This is a genomic window from Alteromonas sp. BMJM2 (assembly GCF_027257845.1).
Lineage (GTDB): Bacteria > Pseudomonadota > Gammaproteobacteria > Enterobacterales > Alteromonadaceae > Alteromonas.
The window spans coordinates 553,086-573,466 of record NZ_JAPVOT010000001.1 but is presented as its reverse complement, the minus strand read 5'-3'; the positions used below and the strand labels follow the sequence as shown (position 1 = coordinate 573,466).

The 20,381-nt window shown below is 44.3% G+C and carries 15 protein-coding genes; 12 read left to right on the top strand and 3 right to left on the bottom strand.

Annotated features, from left to right (window positions below; translation table 11 throughout):
* The first annotated feature begins 27 nt into the window (after positions 1–27).
* From O9X84_RS02485 to O9X84_RS02465, 5 genes are all read left to right on the top strand, one after another.
* Complete coding sequence (locus O9X84_RS02485; protein ID WP_269517949.1) at positions 28–657, top strand: PqiC family protein; 630 nt, start codon at positions 28–30, stop codon at positions 655–657.
* A 5-nt stretch (positions 658–662) separates the two neighbouring features.
* A complete protein-coding gene (locus O9X84_RS02480) occupies positions 663–1,754 on the top strand; it encodes a GGDEF domain-containing protein (RefSeq protein WP_269517948.1) in 1,092 nt (363 codons plus the stop codon).
* Positions 1,755–1,957: 203 nt separating this feature from the next.
* Positions 1,958–3,106: an efflux RND transporter periplasmic adaptor subunit gene (locus O9X84_RS02475; RefSeq protein WP_269517947.1), complete on the top strand. Its 1,149-nt coding sequence runs from the start codon at positions 1,958–1,960 to the stop codon at positions 3,104–3,106.
* A 14-nt stretch (positions 3,107–3,120) separates the two neighbouring features.
* Positions 3,121–6,300, top strand: a complete 3,180-nt coding sequence (locus O9X84_RS02470; RefSeq protein WP_269517945.1) for an efflux RND transporter permease subunit — start codon at positions 3,121–3,123, stop codon at positions 6,298–6,300.
* Positions 6,301–6,427: 127 nt separating this feature from the next.
* Positions 6,428–6,919 carry a GNAT family N-acetyltransferase gene (locus tag O9X84_RS02465; RefSeq protein ID WP_269517944.1) on the top strand — a complete coding sequence of 164 codons (492 nt, stop codon included), beginning with the start codon at positions 6,428–6,430 and terminating at the stop codon, positions 6,917–6,919.
* 193 nt (positions 6,920–7,112) lie between these two features.
* Here the strand turns inward: O9X84_RS02465 and O9X84_RS02460 are convergent, their stop codons facing one another.
* On the bottom strand, positions 7,113–7,724 hold the full coding sequence (locus tag O9X84_RS02460) for a TetR/AcrR family transcriptional regulator (RefSeq protein ID WP_269517943.1): 612 nt from the start codon (positions 7,722–7,724) through the stop codon (positions 7,113–7,115).
* 168 nt (positions 7,725–7,892) lie between these two features.
* Between O9X84_RS02460 and O9X84_RS02455 the strand changes: the two genes are divergently transcribed.
* Complete coding sequence (locus O9X84_RS02455; RefSeq protein WP_269517942.1) at positions 7,893–8,966, top strand: efflux RND transporter periplasmic adaptor subunit; 1,074 nt, start codon at positions 7,893–7,895, stop codon at positions 8,964–8,966.
* Between the two features lie 3 nt (positions 8,967–8,969).
* The gene (locus O9X84_RS02450; protein WP_269517941.1) at positions 8,970–12,011 is read left to right on the top strand and encodes an efflux RND transporter permease subunit; all 3,042 of its coding nucleotides are present in this window, start codon (positions 8,970–8,972) and stop codon (positions 12,009–12,011) included.
* A gap of 140 nt (positions 12,012–12,151) precedes the next feature.
* Here the strand turns inward: O9X84_RS02450 and O9X84_RS02445 are convergent, their stop codons facing one another.
* Complete coding sequence (locus tag O9X84_RS02445; RefSeq protein WP_269517940.1) at positions 12,152–12,571, bottom strand: CBS domain-containing protein; 420 nt, start codon at positions 12,569–12,571, stop codon at positions 12,152–12,154.
* A gap of 336 nt (positions 12,572–12,907) precedes the next feature.
* Between O9X84_RS02445 and asd the strand changes: the two genes are divergently transcribed.
* From asd to O9X84_RS02430, 3 genes are all read left to right on the top strand, one after another.
* A complete protein-coding gene (gene asd / locus O9X84_RS02440) occupies positions 12,908–14,062 on the top strand; it encodes an aspartate-semialdehyde dehydrogenase (RefSeq protein WP_269517938.1) in 1,155 nt (384 codons plus the stop codon).
* A gap of 307 nt (positions 14,063–14,369) precedes the next feature.
* Positions 14,370–14,657, top strand: coding sequence for a hypothetical protein (locus tag O9X84_RS02435; RefSeq protein ID WP_269517937.1), 288 nt, complete (start codon positions 14,370–14,372; stop codon positions 14,655–14,657).
* A 53-nt stretch (positions 14,658–14,710) separates the two neighbouring features.
* On the top strand, positions 14,711–15,274 hold the full coding sequence (locus O9X84_RS02430) for a CBS domain-containing protein (RefSeq protein ID WP_269517936.1): 564 nt from the start codon (positions 14,711–14,713) through the stop codon (positions 15,272–15,274).
* Between the two features lie 69 nt (positions 15,275–15,343).
* On the opposite strand, the gene O9X84_RS02425 is transcribed toward O9X84_RS02430, so the two are convergent.
* On the bottom strand, positions 15,344–16,360 hold the full coding sequence (locus O9X84_RS02425; RefSeq protein WP_269517935.1) for a 2-dehydropantoate 2-reductase: 1,017 nt from the start codon (positions 16,358–16,360) through the stop codon (positions 15,344–15,346).
* 866 nt (positions 16,361–17,226) lie between these two features.
* On the opposite strand from O9X84_RS02425, the gene O9X84_RS02420 reads away from it, so the two are divergent.
* Positions 17,227–18,954, top strand: coding sequence for a protein adenylyltransferase SelO (locus O9X84_RS02420; protein ID WP_269517934.1), 1,728 nt, complete (start codon positions 17,227–17,229; stop codon positions 18,952–18,954).
* 425 nt (positions 18,955–19,379) lie between these two features.
* On the top strand, positions 19,380–20,354 hold the full coding sequence (locus tag O9X84_RS02415; protein WP_269517933.1) for a GGDEF domain-containing protein: 975 nt from the start codon (positions 19,380–19,382) through the stop codon (positions 20,352–20,354).
* Positions 20,355–20,381 lie beyond the last annotated feature (27 nt).

The window sequence follows — 20,381 nt, the reverse complement described above, 5'->3', positions numbered from 1 at the left end:
GGAAAGTGCGTGAAGGGACAAAAAGAAATGATAATAATAACAGGGCTCGTTTCAAAAGCTCATAGCCGTATTTTTGCTTGCGTTGCTGTATTAGTGCTATCTGGGTTGTCTGGCTGTACGAGTACTCAAGGGTCTCTCTCGTACTACTTACTTCATTCAGCTGTATCATCTAAACAATCGGAAGCGCTGTCACAGTCATCAATAGGCGTGGTAGAAAAGAGCACTCCACTACTGATAACGAGTATTACGCTACCCGATTATCTTAAGCATCGTGGGCTAGTGTATCAGGTAAGTGATACAAATCTTCATATTTCAACAACCCACCTTTGGGCAGAACCCTTTGAAGAAGGGCTACGCAAGACCCTTCGAGATCAGCTTGCCAATGAGGGTATTGTTATGCTGACAACTACAGGTTATCAAGCAGACAATATTGTTGAGTTAAGCCTTCACATTTCTGATTTCGTCAGTACCTTTAATGGCAACATTGTATTTAAAGGCGAGTTCGTTTTGACTTCTGAGCAAACAGTAAACGGTCGCTATTCATTTTTTATTGAAACACAATTAGAAGAAGATGGGTTTTCTGCAAGTGTCATTGCCATGCGTAAAGCGCTTGCGGCGCTATCAAGTAATATTGCAGAACATACTAGTGATCAATAAGGCCAATGATTAGTCTTTTAAAAATATACATCACAAGTGGCGTAAAGCATCACTATAAAGATGAGACTAACCGCAGGATCATGGTGGTAAACCTATTTTCGGCTGTTGGTGTAATCATCACCTTCTTTTTAGGAATAAGAGCGCTAATTGGTCTAGAATTTCCGCTTGCCGCTATTTTGCTGACAGCGAGTGCTGTTTTCGCGCTTTCCCAACGCATTCAAATTCAATTTGGGACACGCCGCTCACGTACGGTGTCAATTACCCTCTTGATAACCTGTTTAATGGTATTAATGTTTCTTTTGCTCATAACTGGCGGTAAAGACAATACAGGCCCGCTCTGGATTTACTTGGTTCCCCCCGTTACGATGTTTTTCGCCGGTTTTACACGGGGACTTCTTGCCCTGCTTTTATTCACCATTGCCTGCACGTTATTATTTTTTGTTTTCGACGAGTCATTACTGATTGCACCCTACACCTACGCGTTTAAATCTCGCTTACTCTACTCTTTTTTAACCGTGACTTTCCTTTCGGCTTTTTACGAGTACAGCAGGCAGAAAAGTTATGACATCGCCTTAGATCTGTCCGAGCAATTTGAACAGCAAGCCAATCATGATCACTTGACTAAACTAGTCAATCGACGAGGTGCACAAACTGCATTGGAACGTGAGTATGCGCGAGTACAGCGAGGCGACAAGAGGTTTTCAATCGCTATTGCGGACATTGACAGATTTAAAAGTATTAATGATACCTATGGTCACGAGGCAGGTGACGACGTACTGCGCAAGGTTTCACTCATCTTTAGCGAAAGGCTGCGAAAGCAAGATATTCTCGCCCGTTGGGGAGGGGAAGAGTTCATGTTTATCTTTCCTGAAACAACAGCAGCTGAAGCAACACAAGTGTTAGAGGAGCTAAGAGAAATATTGAGCTTTTCTCCGATAGCAATAGAAGATAGCGAAATTCATATCACTAGCAGCTTCGGAGTTTGCGAAGTAACCTCAGCAGTATCCCTAGCCGATGGTATACGCCGAGCGGATATTTCACTTTACCGAGCGAAAGAATCTGGACGCAATAGAGTCACGGTATTCACTGCCAGTTAACATATCAGCTTACATTTTGTAATGCGGGTCAAATACCAATGACCGACACTACTCTCCCCCAGCCATCTTTTTTACATGTCATTACCTCTTGATATTTATGGTCTTGTTATAAGGTCATGTTTAGTTACAAATATAATAGAAAATGTATCTTTATAAACGCTAAACTGTAAGTTCTTGAGGCAAGCAACTAAATAGACTAAACAATGAAATTGATGAAGTTTTTATTACCCATAGGTATTCTTTTTCTTGGGTACGCTGGTATGAAAGGTATTGAAGCGTCAGCTGCCGACAATACAAGTGACGAAAAAATAGATACACGACCTACCGTCACCATCGACTCTTTGGTTCCTGAGGACGTAAGAATACAACTTACCTCTTACGGAGAGGTCGTCCCTCTAGAAACGACCAATCTTTCAGCTCAAGTTTCTGGAGAGGTTCAAACATGGAACCCGAAACTTGTCAGCGGCGGTTTAGTGCGCCGGGGAGAGACATTATTCACCATAGAGCCCGACGCCTACGAGGCTGCCCTTCTTCTTGCCGAGGCCAACGTGGCCAGTGCCAAAGCTCAGCTGATACAAGAAAAAGCGCAGGCTGACGTTGCCGCAAAAGAAGCGAAAAACATGCCCAATGCCAAGGTTTCGGACTTATACCTTCGTAAGCCACAAGTTATGAGTGCAGAAGCTGGTTTAAAGTCAGCGGAAGCTCAACTCAAGCTAGCTAAACGAGATCTAGAAAATTGCGAAGTGAAAGCCCCCTACGATGCCCTGATTGTCTCTCGAAATATCAGTACCGGTGATTATGTGACTCAAGGCTCGCCCGTGACTGTACTGAACAATATCGAGTTTGCCGAAGTAACGTTTCCTGTTGCCGGGTTTGATAGCAAATTTTTAGATGACAATTCTCTTGGCAGAGAAGTCGTCATATCTGACAACAACGCACAAGGTATATCGCTGAAAGGCGTCATTCATCGAGATACGGGTGTTGTAGATAATAACACTCGAATGTCTTATCTCGTTGCTCGTATTAACGACCCTTATGCCATTAATTCAAATGGGCCAGCCATAAAATTTGGCTCCTATGCATCGGTAGTGTTTGAAGGCAAAATGCTAAAGGACGTGTTTCGTATTCCTCAGGAACTAGTTACCAATAGAAAGTTATGGACACTGGATGAAGACAATAACCTGCATTCAAATAAGGTCAACGTGGTTCGCGAAGATCGTGGGGACTTTTTGATCAAGGGCGACTTCAACCCCAAAAGAGTAGTGATGAATCTGCCCGAGTATCCGCAAAACGGCATGGCTGTGAAAGTCATTGAAAACCTTTCCGACTCAGTGACAGCGAAAGCGAACTAAATTTAGGAACCGCCATGGAAACTCACAACAACACTCAGCAGGGCCTGATAGCCTGGTTTGCGCGCAACTCAGTTGCCGCAAACTTATTAATGGTTTTTATCATTATTATGGGCATTGCTAGTTTTCTAACCATTCAACGTCAAATGTTTCCCAACATTGAAATTAACTACATTACCATTAATGCAAATTACCCTGGCGCCTCCCCTCAAGAAATAGAAGAGAGTATCTTTATAAAGGTTGAGGAAGCCATAAAAGACATCACAGAAATTAAACGCACGGTTTCTCGGGCGTTTAGAGGTAGCGGCACCGTAAGTCTTGAGATTGAAACGAAGGCGGAACTCACCGATGTTCTCGATAAAGTGAAACTGCGAGTAGACGGCATCGCTACCTTTCCAGCCGGTATGGAGCCGGTAAATGTTTCGCAGGTAGAGTTTCAACAAGACGTCATTGAAATGCCTTTAGTCGGTAACCTTCCCCTTGCTGAACTGAAGAAAATTGCTAAAGAAATAGAAGATGAACTATTGCAGCTAGGCAATGTGTCTCTTGTGCAGATGTCGGCACCTGACGACGAAATTGCCATAGAAATAAAGCCCGATACGCTGAGAAAATACAATCTATCCATTTCTGATATCACCCGTGCAATCAATAGCTATTCGGCAAACATGTCAGCGGGACAGATTCGCACTAATGCAGGCCTTGTATCGGTACGTGTTGAAAATCAGTTTTACAGCGGTGAAGAATTTGCTGAGATTCCAGTGAAAATAGGCGCTGGCGGCGCTCGAGTGACCCTTGGTGATGTCGCCTATATTAACGACGGCTTTGTTGAGGGCGAAAGATACTTTAAATACAACGGTATGAATGCAATCTCAATGGCGGTTAAAGCCACAAAAACACAAGATACCATTCCCGTTGCCGAAACAGTGAAAGCTTATATTGAACAAAAAAATCAATCATTTACCGAAGATGTTCGCATCGAGGTATTGGTAGATTTGACCTATTACCTCAACGCCCGACTCGATATGATGCTGTCAAACCTAATTCAAGGCTCAATACTCGTTGCCTTTATGCTCACTTTGTTCTTACGCTTTAGATTGGCGCTGTGGGTAATGATTGGCCTCCCCGTTTGCTTCTTAGGGGCAGTAATGATGATGCCTTTGTTTGGGATCAGTATTAACATTCTCTCTTTGTTCGCATTCATTATGGTGCTTGGCATAGTAGTGGATGATGCTATCGTCATAGGGGAAAGCGCCTATACCGAAATTGAAAGCCAAGGCGGCGGCGTGGATAACGTTATTCGTGGGGCCAAGCGTGTAGCAACACCGGCTACCTTCGGCGTACTTACCACTATCGCTGTTTTTGCGCCTTTCACACTAAGTAGCGGACCTGAAGGGGCATTTTTCTATAACATCGCCGTTGTGGTGATTCTGTGTTTAGCATTTAGTCTTGTGGAATCGAAGCTGATATTGCCTGCTCACTTGGCGCATACTAATTTCTCACCAATTAAACCAAATAGCTGGCGCGCCAAATTCAACAAGCGCTTTCAGGGCTTTATTAACGGCCCATACAAACGCACTGTTGAAGCAGCGATTAACGCGCGATGGGTGGTGTTTATGATGTTTGTTGCCCTACTCATGATTAGCTGGGGACTGATAAACGCCAACTATGTGCGCATGGTACCAAACCCCAAAGTGCCTCATGACTTCCCCAGTGTCAGAATAGAAATGAATGAAAACGTCTCTGACCTAGCCACAATTAATGCACTCAAAATCGTTGAAAATACCATACTCAGCGTAGAAGAAGAGTTGATTGAAGAGTTTGGTACTGGCATGGTTCGCGACAGATTGGCGTTTAATAATTCCCGCAACGAAGGACGAATTCTCACTCCATTAGTAAATGAAGATGAGCGTCCAATCGATACCTTTGAGTTGGCTAGACGCTGGCGAGAGGCCATACCTGAAATTAGCGGCATGAAGTCATTCACGGTTATCGACGATGTTAACGGCGGTGGTGGTGATGACGGCGAATTCGGTTATCTTCTTTTTGGGCCCGATATTGATACGTTGAACGCAGCCGGCTTGAAGTTTATTGAAATGCTTCAGCAGCAGAACGGGCTTTTTGATGTCAGCTCTACTATCGACCCGCCTAGTAAAGAAGTGCAGATGTCATTGTTGCCCGTGGCTTATGATTTAGGTCTTACCCTGTCAAACATTGCATCTCAAGTTGGCGCAGGGTTTTATGGTGGCGAAGCACAGCGAGTAATACGCAACGGTGAAGAGGTGCGCGTTATGGTTCGCTACCCTGAGCTTACTCGCGAACGATTTGCCGATTTAAAGTATTCCCTCATTACTACCCCCACTGGCGAGGAAGTGATGCTTGGTGATGTTGTGGTTTTAGAGGAAAAACCAGGCATTAGCTACATACGACGTGAAGGTGGCTATAGAAGCGTTTACGTATGGGGCAATATTGACGAGGAAACCGTTGAGCCAAATGAAGTGGTCGAAGAGATTAAAGAAACCTTATTACCTCAGCTTAAAGAGGAGTTTCCTTCGGTGATGACCGAGCTTGGCGGTGACATTGAAGAACAACAGGCTCAACAAAATGAACAGGTCTTATTTTTCATAGCCGCCATGGTGATGGTGTATATACTTCTTGCTGTGCCATTAAAAAGCTACGGACAGCCGCTCATTATCATGTCGGTTATTCCGTTTAGTTTGACAGGGGCTATCTGGGGGCATTTCATTCTAGGGTTAGACCTTTCTATGATGTCTACCTTTGGTTTAATTGCCGCCGCCGGTGTTGTTATTAACGACTCCCTCGTAATGACCGACTTTGTTAATCAGCGACGCAGCCAGGGTTACAGCGTTAAGCAAGCTGTGGTTGAAGCAGGTACAGCCCGCTTCAGGGCTATTACATTAACCTCAATAACCACCTTTGTTGGCGTTTTACCCATAATGTTTGAGACTAGCCTACAGGCGGCCTTCGTAGTGCCAATGGCAGCCGCGCTTGGGTTTGCAGTTCTCTATGCCACCCTAGTTACGCTAATTTTAGTGCCATGCCTCTACTTAATCTTACTTGATTTGAGGCTGCCCTTTTCATGGATAAAGAGAAAAGTGTTTAGAAGCAGAGGCCTTAATTCAAGTGTGGATATAGGCTCCAGTGAACCTGCTGTTGATAGCAGTGGTCATAGTGATTAGCCTTTGGGCCTTGTTTAAATAGCGCACAGAGCGCTGCAAAAACGTTTAACATAGATAAAACGCCCTGAGCAAATGTCAGCCTTATTTTTAAGGTTGACGTTTTTTATAGAGTAAATAAGGAATTGCCATGAGTAATGCGCTAAGCATTCGCCAAGCCACGCCACAAGATATCCATCAAATTCGCCAGTTTATACTAGAGCTTGCGATCTATGAAAAAGCTGAGCACGAAGTTGAAGCATCAGAAGCTGACTTACATCACACTCTATTTGGCGAACAAGCCACAGCGCATTGCGTTATTTGTGAAAATAATGGTGCGCCAATTGGTTTCGCTGTGTACTTCTTTAACTACTCTACGTGGCAAGGCAAAAATGGGCTTTATTTAGAAGACCTTTATGTCTCCCCACAATCTCGTGGGTTAGGTGCTGGTAAAGCCCTACTTCAGCACCTTGCGAATATTGCAGTAACATCAAATTGTGGTCGCTTTGAATGGAGCGTACTTGATTGGAACAAACCGGCTATCGATTTCTATGAATCACTGGGTGCGAAAGCGAAAAGTGAATGGTTAGGCTACAGAATGGATGGCGATACTCTCGTAAACTTCGCAAAAAATGGGCAATAAAGATCTATTGAATTAACTGGCCACTGCGGTTGGCGATAGTAATGACATACGCACTCAATTGACACAGTTGTGGTCAGCGTTTATTGCGAGTTGTGCATTTTAAGCCGAGATTTGACAGTGGCTTATTGATAAAGATGCATTGGCATCAGCGTGTACAGAACAAAAAATTACGCATAGGCGCCACATCGCAAACCTACGTTGAGTATCTGCATAACACTAAGGCGACAATATTTTTGGTAATTCGCCGCTTGTCGTCTTCACTCAATGTGTCTTCTATCTTAAACAGCTGCGGCCAAAAACACTGCCCTTTAATTAAGCTGTCTATCTCATTAACCACTTGCTCTAAGTCGTCAAACGACATTCGACCATCTGCTTTACCCGCTTTAAGCCAGCGATGTAACGACGACTCTTGCGCTTTAAGTTGCGCAACTTCGTCTTTCAGCTTTTCTGGTTCGTAAAAAAAATGCCCTATGGCAACGCGGGCTAACTCTAAGTGACCCTCGCTACACATAAACGTGACTTCTTGAAAAACAAGCTCTTCTAACTGCCCGTTGAGCGGTAAATCACACTGATACTCAACGCCAATATTCACCAAAGCGCTCTTCCATTGCTCTTTGATTAAATGCATCACCAATTCTTCTTTTTTCGAAAAATGGTTGTATACCGTTCGCTTCGACACCTGCGCTAGCTCGGCCAGTTTATCCATACTGGTGCCGTTAACCCCAAACTCTTGAAATGCTTGAGTCGCGGCTTGAATAATCGCTTCGCGCTTTTTATCGCTTCGCTTACGTGTAGTGTCGGTCATTTAATAAAGTCTTAATGAATATTGACACCCATTTTACACTGAACAGTTTACTTTTCAATGTGACCAAACTAAAATGCACTCATTAGTTTACTTTATGAAGAAACTCTTGTCGGTATTCCCTGTTTCTTCTGCTCCCATTTACTTACTTAATATGGATTACAAAACACTATGTCCATGATGCGAATCTCTCGTACCGCTATTATCACAGCCCTCACCTTTTTCACACTTGCTGCGTGCACGTCTGAAAAAAGTGAAACATCAGAACCTGACTCACCACGCTACGTGAAGCTTGCCGATGTGAGTAATATTCCAAATTTTGATGAGTTTACGTTTCCGGCAGTGGTATCTGCCGTAAAGACCGTAGATTTGAGTTTTGAGGTTTCAGGGCGCCTAATTCAAACCGACCTAGTCACCGGCAACGATATTGAAAAAGGCAAACTACTTGCAACCATAGACAGAAAGCCCTTTGAACGTCGCATGGAAGAATCCAAAACTCGCTTAGAGCAATCTGAGCGTGAGCTTAACCGCATAGAAAAGATGTTTGCACAAAAACTAGTGGCTCAAAGCACATTAGATTCGGCAAAAACATCGTATGAGCTAGCAATGCTAGACCTTAGAAACGCAGAGCAAGACTTAAGCTACACACAGTTGTACGCGCCCTTTGATGCCAAACTGTCTCAGCGTTTGGTAGAGAATAATAGCTTTGTTGCAGCAGGTACGCCTATTGCTCGCCTTCAAGACGTGTCAAAAATATACTTTAATATTAATGTTCCTGAGCGTTTGCTTACCGCAAATTTAGGCCGTGGTATCAAGCAAGCTAGCGCCACACTTGCCACCAATAGAAGCCAATGGTATCCGGTTAGCTATGTAGAACACTCTACTCAACCCGATCCGGTATCACAAACCTATGAAGTTGTTTTTGCCATGGAACCTCGCGATGAATTACCGCTAACACCAGGCGCTCGCGCCATTGTTAAGGTAAGCCTGCAGGGCTCAATGTACCCAGAGGGCCTTGTAGTCCCGGTTAAGTCCTTGGTGGGTGATGAGAACAATGGGTTTGCAGTGTGGATTTTTGATAAAACCACCAGCCGCGTTAACAAGCAAACGGTGAACGTAAAGCATATTGAGAACGAGCTTGCCATCATCGAAGGCGATATTAGCCTGGGTCAGCGAGTTGTGTCTGCTGGTGCAACGAAAATGACTGCTGATATGAAAGTACTTCCCTATAAAGGAGAGAAGTAATTCATGGATATAGCACGCTTTTCAATTGATAAGCCGGTTAATGTCTGGCTAATGGTGGTGATACTGCTTTTAGGCGGCATTTTGGCAATGAGCAAAATAGGACGCCTAGAAGACCCTGCATTTACAATTAAACAGGTAAAAGTGTATACCGCTTACCCTGGTGCAAGTGCACAAAAAGTAGAAAGAGAAGTTACAGAGCGATTAGAAATTGCTATTCAGCAAATGCCTCAGCTGAAGAAAGTAAACTCGGTGTCATCGCCAGGCCTATCTGAAATTACCGTTGAAGTTAAAAGTACTTACAACAGTGATGTGCTGCCGCAAATATGGGATGAGCTAAGAAAGCGCATCCGGGATACGTCAAGCTCCCTTCCTACTGGCACTCAAGACCCCGTTGTATTTGATGACTTTGGTGATGTGTACGGTTTGTATTACGCCCTAAGTGCACCTGACTTCGACACCCGTGAGCTTCGCGAGTTTGCACGTATTATTCGCCGCGACCTTCTTACCACAGACGGCGTGGCCAAGGTGAATGTTACTGGTGTACAAAACGAACAGATTGTTGCCTACATAGACCCCTATCAGCTTGCCGGTTTAGGTATTTCCTTCCCAGATTTAGCCTCACTGTTTCAAGATAATCTACGCCCATTTAACGGCGGCCGGGTGAAAGTAGATGAAAAAAATGTACGCATTATTGTTGAGCGTGCTCCCGATAAACTAGAAGAAATATCTAACTTATCTGTGGTGATTCCAGGTACTAATCGCTCGTTACGTGTTGCAGATATTGCAACGCTTAAGCTTGAGCCTGCAGATATTCAATCGGTATTAGTGCGTTACAATGGCGCCGAGGCATTAACGCTAAGCGTGTCAGCATTAGCAGACGTCAACATTGTAGATGTGGGCGAGCGAGTTAATGCCAAAGTCGACGAACTATTAAAGCAACTACCGGTGGGAATTACCCTTACGCCTATTTACGACCAAGCCTCGGTGGTTGACGAATCGGTAGACGGCTTTATCACCAATCTTGTCATGTCGGTCGCCGTTGTAACTCTTACCTTGTGCCTGTTCATGGGCTGGCGCTCAGGCGTTGTGGTAGGAACCGTATTGCTTGTTACCGTGTTAGGTACAATCCTTATTATGTGGCTAATGGGTATTCAGCTTCAGCGTATATCGTTGGGCGCAATGGTTATTGCCATGGGCATGTTAGTTGATAACGCCATTGTGGTAGCAGAAGGCATGATGCTGAGAATGGCCACGGGCACAACGGCAAAAAGTGCAGCAAGCTTTATTGTGAAACGAACTCAATGGCCATTATTAGGGGCAACAGTGATAGGTATCGCCGCATTCTCAGGCATTGGTTTATCAAATGACGCCACCGGTGAATTCCTCTACTCACTGTTTGCCGTAGTACTCGTGTCGCTTATGATCAGTTGGGTGCTAGCCGTAACGCTAGTTCCCGTACTAGGTGCTTATTTTTATAGGAAAGGCATGTCCCAAGGTGAAAACGACAAGCCAACTGCCATGCTTAGTGCTTTTAAAAACGCACTATTAAAAGCCCTTGAATTTCGCTGGATAACCATAGCAGCCCTCGTCGTTATTACCGTTGTGGCTTACGGCAGCTTTGGTATGGTGAAACAAGGCTTTTTCCCACCGTCGAATGCGCCTTTGTTTTTTGTTCATTATTGGGGGCCACAAGACCGCGACATTCGCGCTACTGAAGAAATAGCTCAGCAAGCTGAAAAGCGCATTCTTGGTATGGAAAATGTCACCGCGGTTACCACCTTTATAGGCCAAGGTGCGGATCGCTTTACTTTGACCTATGCCCCAAAAAGCGCTAACGAAAACTATGCATTTTTCATGGTACGGGCAAAAACACTCGATGCTATTCCCTCTATTCAAGAGAATCTTGCAGATAAACTTAACGACTTAGACTTTGATGCAAACTTTTATATGGAGCGCATGCAGTTTGGCCCTGGGTCGGGCGCAAAATTAGAGGCTCGCTTTTCAGGTCCTGATGCAGAAGTGTTAAGAGAGTTGGCAGAGCAAGCAAAGGCGCTGTTCTTTGACGATGAGCAAATTATTGATGTGCGCCACAACTGGCGAGAGAAAGGCTTTGCCATTAATACTCAATACGACAATTACAACGCAGGTATTGCAGGCGTTTCTCATTCTGACTTTAGCCAAACGGTGCAATATGCAAGTAGCGGCGTACAGCTTGGAACGGTGCAAGACGGCGACTATGCGTACAGTATTATGGCCAAAATGGGTAAGGCAGAAGACACTGAACTTCAGTCTATTCGCGAGTCACAGGTGTGGTCGTCACAGCAACGCCAATATGTGCCATTCACACAGGTGTCAAAAGGTCTCGAACTCATTACCGAAGAAATGCGAATTCATCGACGAAATCGCCTTCGTACGATCACTGTTGAAGGTGAACCAGGTCCTGATGAAACCGCTGCAAAGGCATTCGAGAGAATACGTCCTGTGGTTGAGTCTATTGAATTGCCGCCAGGCTACCATCTTGAATGGGGTGGTGAATTTGAAAGCTCTGGAGATGCTCAAAAAGCGTTGGGCGCTGGGCTACCAGCAGGCTTTTTAGTGATGTTTATCATATCAGTGCTTCTATTTGGTCATGCTAGACAGCCGCTTATTATATGGCTAGTAGTGCCAATGGCCGTCGTAGGTGTGGTTTCTGGTTTGCTAGCAACCGACATGCCCTTTGGCTTTATGTCGCTACTTGGCTTTTTAAGCTTGTTTGGTATGCTGATTAAAAATGCCATTGTATTGATTGAAGAGATTGATCTTCAAATTGAAGAAGGGCTAGCCATCAGAAAAGCCATTGTAGAAGCCACCTTAAGCCGTGTTAGACCCGTCGCATTAGCTGCTGTAACCACTATTTTAGGTATGGCGCCGCTGTTGTTCGACCCATTCTTTGCGGATATGGCGGTTACCATTATGGGTGGACTGTCTTTCGCTACCGTGCTAACGCTTATCGCTGTACCGGTTCTCTATAGCCTGTTATTTAAGGTAAGCTACCGTAAATCTTAAGAGTTAAGTAACGGCTAAGAGCGAAAGCGATATACAGTAATAAAGCGGCCAAAGTTCCTGAAGTGCCCCCAGCTAGTGGACTGGCCGCTTTTTTGTTTTCTGGTTGTTTAAAAACGCACTCTCGCCAACCTATCGCAGCGTTACCGCTTCGATTCAACACGCTGCTGCATAAAGCGCATCACATCGCGCCAAGACACCATACCGACAGGCTGAGACTTTTCATCAACAATGGGAATACAGGATATTTTGTTGCTATTGAATAGCTCAATAGCGGTGAAAATTGATGATTCTGGAGACAGCGTAATAACCTCTCGGGTCATTATCTGATGCGCCCTTTTGTCCAATGTTGCTCTATCGGCCATTCGCTCACTGATAGTATCAACAAAGGGGCTAACGGCTTTTAGTAAGTCTCTGTCCGAAATAATACCCTGTAGTTTGTTGTCATGCACCACCACCAAGTGATGAAAGCCCGTTGCAGTAAACAGTTCGCGCAAAGACTGTAAGCTGTCATCCATATAAACGCTTACCACGCGTTTAGACATTATATTTGCAACACTCATATTTAAAGCTCTCGTTGTTTTATTTTAATTTTTTGATCCGATAAGTTTTGAGCATAAAAAATGTATCTAATACATACAAGGGGTACTGCCTCTCACGTAAAGCTCAATAAATCAAAGTCACAAATGAGTAAAAAATAAAGTAATAAATCGAAAGGATTATGTATAAAAACCCGCTAGTAAGCGCCCGCAATAACCCTTAAACTGCGAACATAAAAATAAAAACGACAGGCACATAGCAGTGTGTGCTTTGCATACTGCAACAGAGGTTTTCATGCGTAATTTCTCGATTAATGAAAGCCCGTACTTATCATTTTAGCAACAAGGGTTCTCAATTCAATGGCACAACAAAAAGTAGGTTTAGTGGGCTGGCGCGGTATGGTTGGCTCAGTATTAATGCAGCGCATGCAGGAAGAAAACGATTTTGCGCATATTGAGCCCACCTTTTTTACCACCTCACAAAAGGGCACACCTGCCCCAGTTTTTGGTAAGGGTAACGCTGGCGAAGGTGCTAATAACGGAAATAGTGTATTAGAAGATGCCTTCGATATCGACGCGCTTTGTCAACAAGATATTATTATTACGTGCCAGGGCGGTGATTATACAAAGGCCGTTTACGAAGACTTACGCGCAACAGGGTGGAATGGGTATTGGATAGATGCGGCGTCTGCACTTCGAATGAAAGACGATGCTATTATCGTGCTCGACCCCGTTAATAACAATGAAATTGCTTCTGGCATCGATGCTGGAATTCGCACCTTTGTGGGCGGCAACTGCACCGTCTCATTGATGTTGTTAGCACTTGGCGGTCTGTTTGAAAAAGATTTAGTTGAATGGGCATCGCCAATGACCTATCAAGCTGCATCGGGTTCTGGCGCTAAACACATGCGAGAGCTTATCTCGCAAATGGGCGCTATTTCTGACAACGTAAAAGCCAGCGTTGAAGACCCAGCAACCGCCATTCTTGATATCGACCAACAAGTGGCAGAGTTTATTCGCAGCGACGATTACCCTAGTGAACAATTTGGCGTACCGCTAGCGGGCAGCCTTATCCCTTACATCGACTCTCAGTTACCATCTGGGCAAAGCCGTGAAGAATGGAAGGCGCAAGCTGAGGCAAATAAAATATTGGGCATCAGTAACACTGCGCAAAAAGAAATACCTATCGACGGTATCTGCGTTCGAGTCGGTGCAATGCGTTGCCACAGTCAGGCCATTACCATTAAGCTTAAAAAAGACCTTCCTGTAGAGGAAATAGAAACCATTTTGGCATCACACAATGAATGGGTAAAAGTTGTGCCTAATGATAGAGACGCCACTATGCAGGAGCTTACCCCTGCCAAGGTAACCGGTACATTAACCATACCTGTTGGTCGAATTCGTAAACTTACAATGGGGCCAGAATATATTTCCGCTTTCACCGTAGGCGATCAGCTCTTGTGGGGTGCCGCAGAGCCACTACGCAGAATGCTGCGCATAGTTCTGGAAAAGTAGCACAAAAAAATAACCCACTGCGCTCTTTCTACCCAAAAGCACGTTAATAATGCCAGTCGAAAATAGCGACTGGCATTTTTTCAGCGTCGCTTTAGCTTCTCAACTCAAGAAAAAGTTTCTTCTACTCTCTTTCCTATGCGCTTTCTTACTCGCTCTCTCGCTTATTTGCTAGTGCGCGGCCCGCTTAGCGCCCAATATACGATACATCGCTCAAAAATTACGACAAAACGGCCTACTTTGAAAACAAAACATACCTATATTAACACTAAGGAAAGGCACCCTACCCTTTTGAGCTGGAGTTTTACTTTTGAATTTATTATTACTGCTTCTTACGCTTTCATTATTTGTACCCGAAAATGGTACCGATGACGCGTTAGGCAATGATGTTTCACAAGTAAATTATAGCGAATCCGTTTCACCTTATTCGTCCGCAGAACAAGCAGGCGACTATGATGACATCGACGACACCTCTGTATTAAATTACACGTATATCGTCAGCATTCAACAAAATAACGCTAGTGCTTTTGCTTGTGTTTACAACGATGTTGCAAGCTGTCCGGCACATCTCATTAGAGCCCCACCCCAACGCAGTTAAACAAAACCGTTCATCTCATTTTAAAATTTGTTTACTACATTAAGGGGAAGGTAATGCATACCTTACAACTTCATAAAACTGATGCAGCAGACCGTCTTGCATGGCCTGTAATTGAAAGCAAAGTAACTTTAACCTCATCTGCAATGTCCGTATTTACCGACTTCAAGCAGTATATGCCGCTGGTAATTGATGAAAATGCTCTGGCCACAAGAGTTGAAAATATAATGCGTCAATCACACGTTCGAATGATGTTAGTGGTTAATGCGAGTAACGCGTTTTCAGGCATTATTACGTCTCAAGACGTTCATGAACAGCATATTGTAAGGCAAGTTGCTGAATTACAAATACCGAGAGATAGCTTAGTGGTGCGTGATTTTATGCAAGACAAAACGTCGCTAATGTCATTTGATTATACTGAACTAGCAAAATCGTCGGTGGGTGACGTTATTGAAACGCTAAAAGATTACGGCCAACATCACTGCCTAGTGCTCGACAGAGGAACTCACGAAGTTCGGGGGGTAATCAGCGTTAGCGATATTGCTCGTAAACTGAAGGCTCCTCTTGATGTGCAAGACAAGCCAACCTTCTCACAGCTCATTCGCGCCCTTGCGGCCTAATATTTAAGGGAAAACAGCGCGTTCAATCGCTTTACAATTGTTGCGCTGTTTATCATTCCTAATGCGGCCTCATGTCGGCATTAATTCTTCTGCTGATAGATGGGGTGAGCCTGATGCGCTTTGCTCAGCCTGCTTTATCAAGGCTGTAATGTGGCTATTAACAGGTGTTTGTATATTCACCTGTTTTCCTAAACGCACAATTTCCCCGTTTAGAAAATCGATTTCAGTTGGCCTGTTGAGCTGTAGGTCTTCATACATGGAAGAGCGTGCTTGAGGGTCTATTTTTAGCGTAGAGGCAGCAACCAACTTAAAGAGGCCGTTTGGCAGTGACAAAATATAGGGCATCAAAGATGGTATAACCTTACCCAATCGCGCTGGCGTAATTCCTTTTGCCTTGAGAACGACCAAGGCTTCTTTTTGTATCTCTGCGACTACTTTTCGATAGTCTCTATTGCCTAGCTGTTGCTGAAGTGGAATACCAGAGAGTGCGTTAACCGCGTTATTAAGGTTAATAATTAACTTACCATACTGGACGCTGGTCAAATCGTCATAAGCATCAACGGGCAGTGTTGCATTGTGTAGCTGCGTGAGAAGTGCCTGGCAAACATCATCTTTATTTTCTATTGCCAAGCTGCCTTGAGTGCCACAGTGAAAATGCCCTCGCCCTTGATAAAAAATATTAAAAGGCACCATCCCTTTCAGTACCGTTTGGTGCAGTGATGCTTGAAGCAACTCGCCATTGCCAACGCCGTTTTGAAAACTCACCACTACCGCATTTGGGGAGGCATATTGCTTTATCAATGCCGCTGCACTCTCTGTGTCTAAGCTTTTAACGCACAGCAATATGAAGTCGGCTGCAGCAAGTACATCGTTATCTGTAGTGAAATGAATATCACTTGCGCTTACCGTGCTATTTCGATGTTCCCAATCGGTTAATCGCAACCCGTGCTGCGCAATATCGTGTTGTAAGCGGGCTCTTCCCACCAGACTTACATTGGCCCCAGCGGCAATTAGACACCCGCCAATGTAGCACCCCACGCTGCCCGCGCCGAGTATGACTATTTTTGTTGTTTTATTATTTGTCATTAGTTTCAAATCCAGTAGAGCATTAATTGGTTGGCGCTACGTAATCGGCACTTTTTGCTAGCCTGCTACGACCTACTAATACGATGAGCTAGTACGATGAGCTATTAACTTCAATCATCTAAAACATCTTGATTATCGGCCTAAGCATGCATGCAGTTAATAGCCCACCCTTATTGTTCTGCAATATAAGTCAGCAGTATGACAACACATTAGATAGTTAGGTTGCTCTTAATCCATCAAAAAGTAAACACGCCAGTTGCCTGTTTATAGGTTTACTCTCCTTTGCAACCGACGAATGAATGAGCGCATTTTTTTGAGAGTAAAGTAAAAGAAAGCGAAACAAACAAAGTCGAAAAAAATGTACGTATACTTTGAAAGAGAAGAGGCATTTAACGCTAAGTCGGCCTCACCAATAAAAGACATAGGGTTAATAGAAAACGGGAGGTTTAAATAACTAAGAACACTGTATTGAAGAAGTTTACTGCATAGTGTTACACCAAGGAGAAGAATGACTCCATCGAAAACGTTGTGAGCAAAAGATATGTTTTTCATAGCGCAGACCTAAAATGTATAAAACTCTGCCAGTAATAGCGACAAGTGAAACACGTTATTGTGATGCGTATGAGCATAGTGCAAATGGCTGTTGATAAAATACTGTACCCCAGCCCTAAAATAGCACCGTTAGAAAGTATCGCTAATTATTACCGTTGGATGATGCTTTTATCGCAGAAGATATTTACCCGTTGCACTTTCGGATATCTACTCACGTATAGAGTACCGCGACCTCTGTTTTGCACTACTGATGTGTCTTTCAATACATTTGTAGTAGCATGTCGTTCAAATCAAACGTTTTTAAAGAGGCGCCAATGTTAGATGATCAACAGGATAAAACTCAGCAACCCATTCAAACCGTGAGCGACCTTGCAAAACACCTTGATTACTCCTTTCTCAACAGCCTTGTTATGGACCCAGATGCCACAGCAGACGGCAGTGAGCACAACCCGAGGCAAGTATTCTCAGGCCATTATGTACCGGTAACGCCCACCCCAATAGCTAACCCGAAGTATGTCGCTCATAGCCACACTTTCTTTGAAGAATTGGGGTTTGATAATAGCTTGGCACGCACCCCTGAATTTATGCGTTTGTTTTCTGGTGATATGTCTTCACTACCCTCTGAGATCAAGCCTCATGGATGGGCTACCGGCTATGCGCTGTCAATCTATGGCACTGAATATGTCCAGCAATGTCCATTTTCAACGGGCAATGGGTATGGAGATGGGCGAGCCCTTTCTATATTGGAGACCGTAAATAACGGAAAGCGCTATGAAATGCAGTTAAAGGGCGCAGGAAGAACACCATATTGCCGAGGCGCAGACGGCAGAGCGGTATTGCGCTCCAGTGTGAGAGAGTTTTTAGTACAAGAGCATATGCACGCACTAGGTGTTCCTACGTCTCGTTCCCTCAGCTTATTTATGTCTCAGTCGGAAACGGTAGACAGACCTTGGTATTTGGAGGGGTCGAACTCCCAAGATCCCGAAGTGATGGTGCCAAACCTCGTGGCCATATCAACCCGCGTTGCTCCTTCATTTATAAGAGTAGGTCAACTAGAGCTTTTCGGAAGACGGGCGAGAAGCAATCAACATCCTTTGGCTTTGCAGGAGCTAAAACTGCTGGTTGAACACTTAATTGAGCGTGAGTATAAGCTTGATATTGATACGAGCCAGCCATTTGAAGCTCAGTTAGTCGCTCTTGCTACTGCGTTTCAAGACAGACTCACATCGCTTGTGGCGCACTGGGTTCGAGTGGGCTATTGCCAAGGTAATTTCAACAGCGATAATTGCGCGGCGGGAGGTTATACACTGGATTACGGACCGTTTGGGTTTTGTGAACTGTTCGACCCCGCTTACCAACCATGGACGGGTGGAGGTCGCCACTTCTCATTCCTTAATCAGCCCGTTGCAGCAGAAAAGAACTTCGGCATGTTTTGCCGTGCAATTGAGCCATTGCTCACCGACACGTCGCAGGAGCTAGAGGCACTACGCAATATAAACGAAAATTTCGCCTCGGTTATGCAGCAAAAAATGAACGCCATGTGGGCAGCAAAACTGGGGCTTGCGGCTTATAATAATGAACTACTGCTTCAACTTTTACACTTAATGATGCGCACGGGTGCAGACTATAACCACTTTTTTAGAGAGCTATCTCACCTTCCTAGTGATGTTGAAGCGCTAACGACGAGTTTTTACGCACCACTAAAAGAGGATATGGTTGCTCAATGGAATGAGTGGATTCAAAATTGGCGAGCACAGCTTGCAGAGTCGTCTGAAGAGACAGGTAAAGAGTCAGATAATGTTGACGAATGCGCGAGAAGAATGAAGCTTACCAACCCAAAGTTTACGTGGCGTGAATGGTTCGTTGTGCCAGCGTATAAAGAGGCAGAAGAGGGCAACTTTGACCGCATTCACGCTTTGCAAGACATGCTTACCAAGCCATACGAAGAACAGTCAGAACATGCGCAAAGTCAGTATTACCGGTTGCGCCCTAGAGAGTTTTTTGGCGCGGGCGGCATTTCTCATTACAGCTGTTCTTCGTAGAAGAATAGCTGTTTGGGTAAAATAGACCATAGGCACTTCAATCACTTTATTCAAAGTTTTAGTTCAAGGCCTTATTTTAAAAGCCTATTTTAAGAGCCTGGCTCAGCAGTCTGTATGACATTGAATTTTAAATCACAGCATAGCCAACAGCATCTCCAATCTTTACCGACAGTCTTTATAGTCAAGCTACATAAACAGTTGAAAAGCCCAATTTGAGGGCTTCTTCCTTGGCCTTCCTTGCAGCGCTTCCTAGCCGAATTCTTAACCAATAAACTTTACGCATCAGAAGCATGAACTACTATGTAAGTGAGGAAAACTCATTGAGTGCCTGCACGTTGACGCCGTCGCACTGATAAATTTCACCGCTATGAACATCATCATTCTTTATTGATGACAGTGTGTAGTTTTAATAAAGGGAGAGTGTAGTGCTCGAAATCATTTTCAACGGTAGCTTTATGCCACACGGACACTGTCTGTTGTGGCGTTGGGATTTGCTGTTTCTACATGTAGCAGGTGATGCGCTCACTGCAACATCTTACGCATTGATCCCCATTGCGCTGATACATATCGTTCGTAAACGAGATGATTTAAAGTTTGATCGCCTTTTTTTACTCTTTGCTGGCTTTATCAGCTTTTGTGGCATTACGCATTTTTTAGGGCTAGTAAATATCTGGCACGGATATTACTTTATCGAAGGCCTGGCAAAGCTCATTACAGGAATAATTTCAGCGGTGACCGCGTTGGCATTATGGAAGCTTACACCTACCATTGTTGCGCTTCCCAGCTCCGCTTTACTGGCGCAGCGCAATAAGGAGCTGCTGAACGCGCAAGAAGAACTAAAAGAGATTAACCTTACGCTGGAGGCAAAGATAGAAGAACGTACACGAGAGCTTCATATTCAGGCTAACACCGACCCCTTAACCTCTATTCTCAATAGACGGGCTATATTGCAACACTTAGAAAATGAAATTAGTCAGTGTGAACGTCACAACCAACTATGTTCAGTACTTATGCTAGACGTAGACTATTTTAAAAAGATCAACGACAGCTATGGACATCAGTTTGGTGATGATGTGCTAGTGATGATAGCCGACACCCTCACACAAACATGCAGGCAAACTGATTATGTTGGCCGCTACGGCGGTGAAGAGTTTCTTATTGTATTAACTCAAACTAATGAGCAACAAGCCAAAGATTTGGCCGAGCGGATAAGAAAAAACATTTCTGCATTATCATCGTTTTCGCCGCTTTTATTACAAAGCGAATGTTCAATAAGCTGCAGCATAGGCATAGCAACACTCACCGAAGATCACAATATCCATGCACTAATAAAACGTGCAGATGAGGCCGTGTACAACGCAAAACATGGGGGTAGAAACCGCGTGGCAACCTCAAAATAAAAAAACGCTGTCATCTTAGACAGCGTA